Genomic DNA, 8,681 nt, shown 5'->3' on the forward strand with positions numbered 1-8,681 from the left:
TCCCCCTCGGCTCGCCGGTTCAAGCCCCCCAGGATCCTGGCATTTGGTGACTTCTCCCGACAACCAGGGCGGTCAGGCGTTCGACTCCCACGCGCGTACGCGGTCACGGTAGGCGCGGGCCGCGGCGCGCAGCTCGGCCTCGGGATCCAGCCCGGCCTCCTGGGCGCGGCGCACGAGGTCGAACAGCTCCCGCGCCACCCCCTGGCCGACCGCGGCCGCCAGCGCGTCGGGCGCGCCGGCCCGCTCGGCCCTGCGCAGCAGCTGGGCGGCCAGCGCGAGCGCGGGCTGGCCCATGGGGACGCCGTCGAGCACCGACGACTCGCCGCCCTTGGCCGCCCGTTCGGCCGCCTTGATCGCCTCCCAGTTGTCGTTGACCTCGTCCGCGCTCTCCGCCCGCACCGACCCGAACACGTGCGGGTGCCGCCGGACGAGCTTCTCGACGATCCCGGCGGCCACGTCGTCCATGTCGAACGTCTGGGCCACGCGGGCGTGGAAGACCACCTGGAGCAGCAGGTCGCCGAGCTCCTCGCGGAGCGCCGCGTAGTCGCCCTGCTCGATCGTCTCCAGGACCTCGTACGCCTCCTCCAGCAGGTACGGCACCAGCGACTCGTGCGTCTGCTTGCGGTCCCACGGGCACTCGGTGCGCAGCCGGTCCATCACCACGACGAGGTCGAGCACCCGCGAGCCGGGCAGGTCGTACGAACCGGGCACGACCTCGATGAGCGGCGGCTCGTCGAGCGCGATGGCCGCCCGCCCGATCGCGCGCATGAAGTCCTCGTCGTCGCCGGCGAGCCAGACCACCCGCTCGCGCACCGCCCGTCTGGACAGCGCGACCGCGTCGGGCACGACGACCTCCGCCTCGATGCCGGCGGCGGCCAGATAGGGAAGCTGCGGGTGGGCGCCGGAGCCGGTCAGGACGGGCCCCGAGCGCAGCGCCTGCCAGCCCTGGTCGCTCAGCAGGCCCGGCGCGACCCTGGGCGAGGTGGTGACGACGATCAGCGGCATCGGGCTAGCCCTGCTGCGGCTGCGCCTGCTGGGAGGACTTGCCGAACCGGCCCGGATCGACGAAGCCCTGCTGGGTGAACTCGCCGTAACGCGGGCTGTAGATCGGCTTGATGCTCGTCAGCTCCTTGACGAACTTCTCCTGGGCCGCCTGGTCCTGGGCGCCGCCGAGCTGGTTGCGCACCTTGACCGCGCCCAGCTCCGCACGCAGGTAGCCGCGCGCGTCGGCCGGGCTGACGCCCCTGGCGATCAGGTTGATCTCGGGCGACTGGTACTGGCCCGGGTCCTTGAGCGCGTTGTCGATCTCGCCCTCGCTGACCTGCACGTTGTGCTTGGCCGCGAGCTGCCTGAACGCGCTCTCGTTCGCCATCCGGTAGAGCACGAACTGGGTGACGGGCACCCCGAGCTGCTCGGCCGAGACGTTGGCGCGCTTGAGTGCGCCCTCGTACTCCTGAACGTTCCTGGTCAGGTCGCGGGCCGAGATGCGCTCGCTCCCGACCACGGCCGCTGCTCCGGCCTCCATGGGCGAAGAGCAGGCGGTGAGCGCGGTGAGTCCTACCGCGCCGGCGGCCACAGCCACTCGAATCGACTTCACATGCGTCCCTTTCCGAACAAAAACCGCGCTTAGCTTACCCGCGCGGGCTCAAGAAACATCGCCTCGACCAGGTCGCCGCACCATTTGAGCAGATCGAGGTCGCGCAACGGCTGCCCGCCCAGCGGCTTGGTCTTGGGAACCGGCACCAGCAAGGTCTCGGCCGCCTGCTTGTAGATGGCCTTCTTGTACAGCCGGTCGAGCCTGACCTGCTGCGACTCCCGCAGCCGTGCCGGGCCGAACTTGATGTTCTGCCCCTGCAGCGTGACGTCGGTGAGCCCGGCCGAGCGCGCTCTGATCCGGAAGCGGGCCACCTCCAGCAGGTTCTCCACCTCCACCGGCGGCTTGCCGTAGCGGTCGGTGAGCTCCTCGCGGACCTCGTCGATGTGGATCGGCGCGGTGATGGCCGCGATCCGCTTGTACGCCTCCAGCCGCAACCGCTCGGAGGTGACGTAGTCGTGCGGGATGTGGGCGTTGATGGGCAGTTCGACCTTGACGTCCTGCTGCTCCTGCTGGACCTCGGCCCCGGACAGCTTGGCCTTCTGCTCCTGCACGGCCTCGGCCATCAGGCGCACGTAGAGGTCGAAGCCGACGCCCGCGATGAAGCCCGACTGCTCGGCGCCCAGCACGTTGCCCGCGCCGCGGATCTCCAGGTCCTTCATCGCGACGTACATGCCCGCGCCCATCTCGGTGTGCTGGGAGATGGTGGCCAGGCGCTCGTGCGCGGTCTCGGTCAGCGGCTTCTCGGGCGGGTAGAGGAAGTAGGCGTAACCGCGTTCCCTGCCTCGACCGACCCGGCCCCTGAGCTGGTGGAGCTGCGACAGGCCGTAGTTGTCGGCCCGGTCGACGATGAGCGTGTTGGCGTTGGGCACGTCGAGGCCGGACTCCACGATCGTGGTCGAGACGAGCAGGTCGTACTCGCGTTCCCAGAAGCCGACCATGATCTTTTCGAGCTGGTGCTCGTTCATCTGGCCGTGGGCCACCGCGATGCGCGCCTCGGGGACCAGCTCGCGCAGCCGCGCCGCCACCCGGTTGATGGAGGCCACCCGGTTGTGCACGAAGAAGATCTGGCCGTCGCGCATCAGCTCGCGCCGGATCGCCGCCCCGATCTGCTTCTCCTCGTACGGCCCCACGAACGTGAGGATCGGGTGCCGCTCCTCCGGCGGCGTGAGGATCGTGGACATCTCGCGGATGCCGGTCAGGCCCATCTCCAGTGTGCGCGGGATCGGCGTGGCCGACATGGCCAGGACGTCGACCTGCGTGCGCAGGTGCTTCATGGCCTCCTTGTGCTCGACGCCGAACCGCTGCTCCTCGTCGATGATGATCAGCCCGAGGTCCTTGAACCTGACCTCCGGGCTGAGCAGCCGGTGGGTGCCGATGACGACGTCGACCGCGCCCGACCTGAGCCCCTCCATCGTGCCCTTGACGTCGCCGTCGGTCTGGAAGCGCGAGATCGGCCTGATCGCGATGGGGAAGCTGGAGAACCGCTCGGCGAAGGTGGACATGTGCTGCTGCACCAGCAGCGTGGTCGGCACCAGCACGGCCACCTGCTTGCCGTCCTGGACGGCCTTGAACGCCGCCCGCACCGCGATCTCGGTCTTGCCGTAGCCGACGTCGCCGCAGATCAGCCGGTCCATCGGGACGCCGCGCTCCATGTCGCGCTTGACCTCGTCGATGGCTTCGAGCTGGTCGCCGGTCTCGGCGTAGGGGAAGGCGTCCTCCATCTCGCGCTGCCACGGCGTGTCGGCGCCGAAGGCGTGGCCGGGCGAGGCCATGCGGGCCGAGTAGAGCCTGATCAGCTCGCCGGCGATCTCCTTGACCGCCTTCTTGGCCCTGGACTTGGCCTTGGCCCAGTCGGCGCCGCCCATGCGGTTGAGCGTGGGCGCCTCGCCGCCGACGTAGCGGGTGACCTCGTCGAGCTGGTCGGTGGGCACGTAGAGGCGGTCGCCCTTGGCGTACTCGATGACCAGGTACTCGCGGGTCGCGCCCTGGACCGTGCGCTGGACCATCTCGACGTAGCGGCCGACGCCGTGCTGCTCGTGCACGACGTGGTCGCCGACCTTGAGCTGGAGCGGGTCGACCATGTTGCGGCGGCGCGAGGGCAGCCGGCGCATGTCCTTGGTGGACGCCTTCTGCCCCACCAGGTCGAGGTGGGTGAGCACGGCCAGGCCGGGCGTGATGAACCCGTGCTCGATCAGGCCGGTCGAGACGTGCACGACCTTGGGCTCGGGCGCCTTGTCCAGGTAACGCTGCAACCTGGCGGGCACGTCGACGCCCTTGAGCAGCTCGACCATGCGCTCGGCCGGCCCGTGGCCCTCGCTGAGCAGCACGACCGCCTTGTCCTCGGCCAGCCAGCCCTTGATGTCGGCCAGCGCCTTGGCCGTGTCGCCCCGGTACGCCTCGGAGTCCTGGGCGTCGAGCTCGACGCCGTTGCCGAACGGCGCCATCGTCCACCAGGGCTGGCCCAGCGCGTCGGCGTGGCCGCGGATCTCCTCCAGCGTGCGGAAGGCCGCCGCGCCCAGGTCGATCGGCGCCTCGCCGCCGGCCGCCGCGTTGATCCAGGACGCCTCCAGGAACTCCTGCGAGGTGCGTACGAGCTCTTCGGCCCGGCTCCTGATGCGCTCGGGGTCGCACACGAACACCGCCGACCTGATCGGCAGGTGGTCGAGCAGCAGGTCCATCTCCCCCGCCAGCACCGGCGCGAACGCCTCCATGCCCTCGACCGGGCTGCCCTCGGCGAGCTGGTCGAGCACCTCGGCCAGGGCCGGGTGCTCCTGCGCCAGCTCCCGCGCCCGCGCCCTGACCTCGCCGGTCAGCAGCAGCTCGCGGCACGGCGGCGCGAACAGGCCGTCCTCGGCCGCCTCCAGCGAGCGCTGGTCGGCCACCTTGAACCAGCGGATCTCCTCGACCGTGTCGCCCCAGAACTCCAGCCGCAGCGGATGCTCCTCGGTGGGCGGGAACACGTCGAGCAGCCCGCCGCGCACGGCCACCTCGCCGCGCTTCTCCACCATGTCCACCCGGTGGTAACCGTTGGTGACCAGCCGCTCGACCACGGCGTCGAGGTCGGCGTCGTCGCCCGCCCTCAGCCTGGTCGGCTCCAGGTCGCCGAGCCCCTTGACGATCGGCTGGAGCAGCGCCCTGACCGGGGCGACCACCACGCCGAGCGGGCCCGCGGCGGCGTCGCCCTCGACCGGGTGCGCCAGCCTCCGCAGCACGGCCAGGCGCTGGCCCACGGTGTCGCTGCGCGGCGAGAGCCGCTCGTGCGGCAGCGTCTCCCAGGCCGGGAACACCGCGACCGAGCTCGGCTCGACGAGGCTGGTCAGCGCCGCCGCGAGGTCCTCGGCCTCCCGCCCGGTGGCGGTGACGGCCAGCACGGTGCGCTGATCGTGCGCGGCCAGCGCGGCCACGCCGAACGGCCGCAACGCCGAAGGCGCGATCAGTGAGACGTCGCCGCCCTCTTCGAGCGCGGCGGTCAACTTCGGGTCGGCCCCGGCCCCCAGGGCAACAAGGTCAAGCAGTCCGGAAAGACTCATCAGATACGCCCACAGCCCCACGACGGCAACACAACTACCCCCGGCCGGGTCAGGTCGCGGGGGTCTCCACCCAGCCTACTCGGGGTGCGGCACCCGGTAACCGGGGACCGACGGCCAGCGTACGGTGAGCACCACGGACTCCTCCTCGGCGACCCACGAGTGGTCCACGCCCTTGCCCCACACCACGTAGTCGCCGCGCTCGGCCAGCAGCACGCTGCGCCCCGGCAGCTCCACCCGGAACCTACCGCTGATCAGGACGAGCAGGGCGGTGCGCTGCTCGCCTGTGACCCACTGGGCACGCTCGTCGCCTGCCGGGTGCACACCCCACTTGATCTCGACTTCTTCACTGTGCCGTGGGTCGCCGAGGGGTTTGAAGTGCCCGAGCAGCCAGCCACGGTCGCCGGCGGCGTCGATATCGGCGTTCCCCACGTAAACCTGCTCGTCCACGGGGCAGGACGCTAGCAGGGATGTGCGTAACCGAGACCGCTCGATTGATTACTGTAGGTGACATGTCTGAGGTGCGATCAGTCGCCCAGCGAGGCGACATCTTCGGTCAACGGATCCGCGAGCACTGGGCCGGGCGGTTCAGCCGGCGGCTCGACATACTCGTCGCGGGGTGCGCCCACGACGAGCCGCTCGACCTGGAGCCGCTGGAGGCCAGGGCCACGGGTGCCGACGAGGACCATCCGGTCATCAGAGACGTCGTGGAGGAGCGCGCCGACCTGGTGGCCTGGTCGCTCGGCGACCTGCGCTGCGTGCCGCTGCAGCACCGGGCCTACGACGTGATCCACCTGTCCTTCCTGCTCGAACGCGTCCAGCACGCCGAGCTGGTGTTCGACCGCCTGCTCCAGTCCCTGCGCCCCGGCGGCCTGGTGCTGCTGCGCATGCGCGACAGGAAGTCGGCCTACGGGCTGCTCGACCGCCTCACGCCGTCGTGGCTGCGCCGGCTGTTGTGGCGCACGCTGGTCACCCCCGGCACGCCGGGCCCGCTGCCCGTCGTCTACGGGCCGCTGGCCTCCAGCGACGGCATGCACGCCTTCTGTCTCAGCCGCGGCCTGATGATCACCGACGACGAGCGCAGGGTCAGCGGCCCGGCCCGCGCCGGCCGGCTCGGCGCCGCCGCCGTCGCCCTGGTCGACCGGCTGAGCGGCGGGCGCTACACCGCCGCCCACGACGAGATCACCATGGTGATCAGGAAGCCGCAACATCACTTCGCCCGGCTGCTCTAGCGACACGACGCCATGAGTGAGTAGACTCCTTTCCTACCAATTCAATCGGAATAGTTGGGATGTCGGAAACCGTGGAGTGGACCCCGGACGCGCACGAGCTGGCCGACCTTGAGCTGCTGCTGTCCGGGGCGTTCGAGCCACTGACCGGCTTCCTGGGCCACGACGACCTGCACGCCGTGCACGAGCGCGGCACGCTCGCCGACGGCACCGCCTGGCCCGCGCCCGTCACCCTCCACCTGCCCGCCGAGGTCTCGCCGGGCGACGAGGTGCGGCTGCTCGACCCCGAGGGCCTGCCGCTGGCCGTGCTCACCGTGGCCGCGCGCGAGGCCGACGGCCTGGCCTCGGGCCCGCTCAAGGCGCTCGGCACGCCCGAGCACGGCCCGTTCGCCCGGCTGCGCCGTACGCCCGCCGAGGTCAAGCACGTGCTCGGCGACCGGCCCGCGCTGGCCGTCACGATGCGCGGGCCGCTCGACGACCTCACCGAGATCACCGCCACCGCCAAGGAGCTCGACGCGGTGATCGTGCTGCTCCCCCTCTCCTACGGCGAGGCGGGCCCCGGGGTCGTCCGCGCCGCGCTCCGCGCCAAGGAACGCCTGCCCGAGGGCACCCTCGTCGTCCCGGTCCCGCTCGCGCCCCGGGCGGAGCCCGAGATCGACCTCGAACTCCGCGAGCACGTCGCCACCGCCTACGGCGCCACCGAGCACTACGCGGGCCCCGAGCCCGTCACGCTCCCCGGCCCGCCGCACCGCCGCGGCCTGGTCGTCTTCTTCACCGGCCTGTCCGGCTCGGGCAAGTCCACCATCGCCCGCGGCCTGCGCGACGCACTGCTGGAGCTCGGCACCCGCACGGTCACCTACCTCGACGGCGACGTCGTGCGCCACCTGCTGTCCAAGGGTCTGACCTTCTCCAAGTCCGACCGCGACCTGAACATCCGGCGCATCGGCTTCGTCGCCACCGAGGCCGCCCGCCACGGCGGCCTGGCGATCTGCGCCCCCATCGCCCCCTACGCGGCCACCCGCGAGGAGGTGCGCGAGGGCGTCGAGTCCGTCGGGGCCGACTTCCTGCTGGTGCACGTCGCCACGCCGCTGGAGGAGTGCGAGCGGCGCGACCGCAAGGGCCTGTACGCCAAGGCCCGCGCCGGCCTGATCCCCGAGTTCACCGGCGTCTCCGACCCGTACGAGGAGCCGGACGACGCCGACCTGGTGATCGACACCACGCACATCTCGATCGAGGCGGCCGTCTCCCAGGTCCTGGGGACGCTGCGGTCCGGAGGGTGGGTACGTTGATCGACTTCGCGCTGGTCGCCGGGTCCTTCGTCGTCGCCGTCGTCGTCGGCCTGACCGGCATGGGCGGCGGGGCCCTGATGACCCCGATGATGATGTTGTTCTTCAACGTCCCGCCGCTGGCCGCGGTCTCCAGCGACCTGGTCGCCTCGGCCGTGATGAAGCCGGTCGGCGGCGTCGTCCACCTGCGGCGGGGCACGGTCAACCTGCGGCTGGTCGGCTGGCTGTGCGCCGGGTCGGTGCCGGCCGCGTTCTGCGGGGTGTTCCTGGCCCGCGCGTTCGCCGTGACCGACGCGGTCAAGTACGCGCTGGGCGTCGCGCTGCTGCTGGCGGTCGTGGGCATGGCGGTCAAAAGCTGGCTCGGCGCGCGGGGCGGCTCGTCGAGCGCCCACGACATCGTCGTGCGCCCAATTCCGACCCTACTGGTCGGTACGGTAGGCGGGCTCGTGGTCGGCGTCTCCTCCGTGGGCTCGGGATCGCTGATCATCGTGGCCCTGCTCGCGCTCTACCCGGCGCTCAAGGCCAACCAGCTCGTCGGCACCGATCTGGTGCAGGCCGTGCCCCTGGTCGCCGCGGCCGCGCTCGGCCACCTGCTGTTCGGGGACTTCAAGCTGGAGCTCACGCTCTCGCTGCTCGTCGGCTCGATCCCCGGCGTCTACCTCGGCGCGCGGATCTCCTCACGCGCCCCGGGCGGCCTGATCAGGGCCCTGCTGGCGATCGTGCTGCTGGCCTCCGCGCTCAAGCTCCTGGACGTGAACAACACCCTCACCGTCGCCCTCCTCGCCCTCGCCTCGGCCGTCACCGTCGTCGGTTGGAGGGTGCGAGGGAGTGCCGTCGCCTGGAGGAGCGGCGGGAGCGCAGCGACCAGAGCGGGGGAAGGCGGCGGCGTGAGGCGACCGAGCCCGCCTCACGAAGTGAGGCCATGAACCCTGCGAGGGAGTGCCGGCGCCTGGAGGAGCGGCGGGAGCGCAGCGACCAGAGCGGGGGAAGGCGGCGGCGTGAGGCGACCGAGCCCGCCTCACGAAGTGAGGCCATGAACCCT

At 71.5% G+C, this 8,681-nt stretch carries 6 protein-coding genes and 1 pseudogene; 3 read left to right on the forward strand and 4 right to left on the reverse strand.

The genetic code is table 11. The features are described 5' to 3' along the window. Positions 1-72 precede the first annotated feature (72 nt). The 4 genes and pseudogenes from ACIHAD_RS28390 to ACIHAD_RS28405 all read right to left on the reverse strand — a co-directional run bounded on the left by ACIHAD_RS28390 (position 73) and on the right by ACIHAD_RS28405 (position 5,574). Positions 73-1,005, reverse strand: coding sequence for a MazG family protein (locus ACIHAD_RS28390; RefSeq protein WP_397357668.1), 933 nt, complete (start codon positions 1,003-1,005; stop codon positions 73-75). A 4-nt stretch (positions 1,006-1,009) separates the two neighbouring features. Further along, positions 1,010-1,600 (reverse strand): annotated as a pseudogene (locus ACIHAD_RS28395) (SurA N-terminal domain-containing protein); the annotation flags it as partial. 26 nt (positions 1,601-1,626) lie between these two features. Further along, positions 1,627-5,127 carry a transcription-repair coupling factor gene (gene mfd, locus ACIHAD_RS28400; RefSeq protein WP_397357669.1) on the reverse strand — a complete coding sequence of 1,167 codons (3,501 nt, stop codon included), beginning with the start codon at positions 5,125-5,127 and terminating at the stop codon, positions 1,627-1,629. A gap of 75 nt (positions 5,128-5,202) precedes the next feature. After that, positions 5,203-5,574: a signal peptidase I gene (locus tag ACIHAD_RS28405; protein WP_397357670.1), complete on the reverse strand. Its 372-nt coding sequence runs from the start codon at positions 5,572-5,574 to the stop codon at positions 5,203-5,205. A gap of 62 nt (positions 5,575-5,636) precedes the next feature. On the opposite strand from ACIHAD_RS28405, the gene ACIHAD_RS28410 reads away from it, so the two are divergent. The 3 genes from ACIHAD_RS28410 to ACIHAD_RS28420 are packed head-to-tail and all read left to right on the forward strand — an operon-like array spanning position 5,637 to position 8,565. Further along, positions 5,637-6,356 carry a methyltransferase domain-containing protein gene (locus ACIHAD_RS28410; protein ID WP_397357671.1) on the forward strand — a complete coding sequence of 240 codons (720 nt, stop codon included), beginning with the start codon at positions 5,637-5,639 and terminating at the stop codon, positions 6,354-6,356. A 59-nt stretch (positions 6,357-6,415) separates the two neighbouring features. Beyond that, a complete protein-coding gene (gene cysC, locus ACIHAD_RS28415) occupies positions 6,416-7,642 on the forward strand; it encodes an adenylyl-sulfate kinase (RefSeq protein ID WP_397357672.1) in 1,227 nt (408 codons plus the stop codon). After that, positions 7,639-8,565 carry a sulfite exporter TauE/SafE family protein gene (locus tag ACIHAD_RS28420; protein ID WP_397357723.1) on the forward strand — a complete coding sequence of 309 codons (927 nt, stop codon included), beginning with the start codon at positions 7,639-7,641 and terminating at the stop codon, positions 8,563-8,565. Before cysC ends, ACIHAD_RS28420 begins: the two co-directional genes overlap by 4 nt. Positions 8,566-8,681 lie beyond the last annotated feature (116 nt).

It is taken from the genome of Nonomuraea sp. NPDC052265 (assembly GCF_044547985.1).
Taxonomy (GTDB): domain Bacteria; phylum Actinomycetota; class Actinomycetes; order Streptosporangiales; family Streptosporangiaceae; genus Nonomuraea.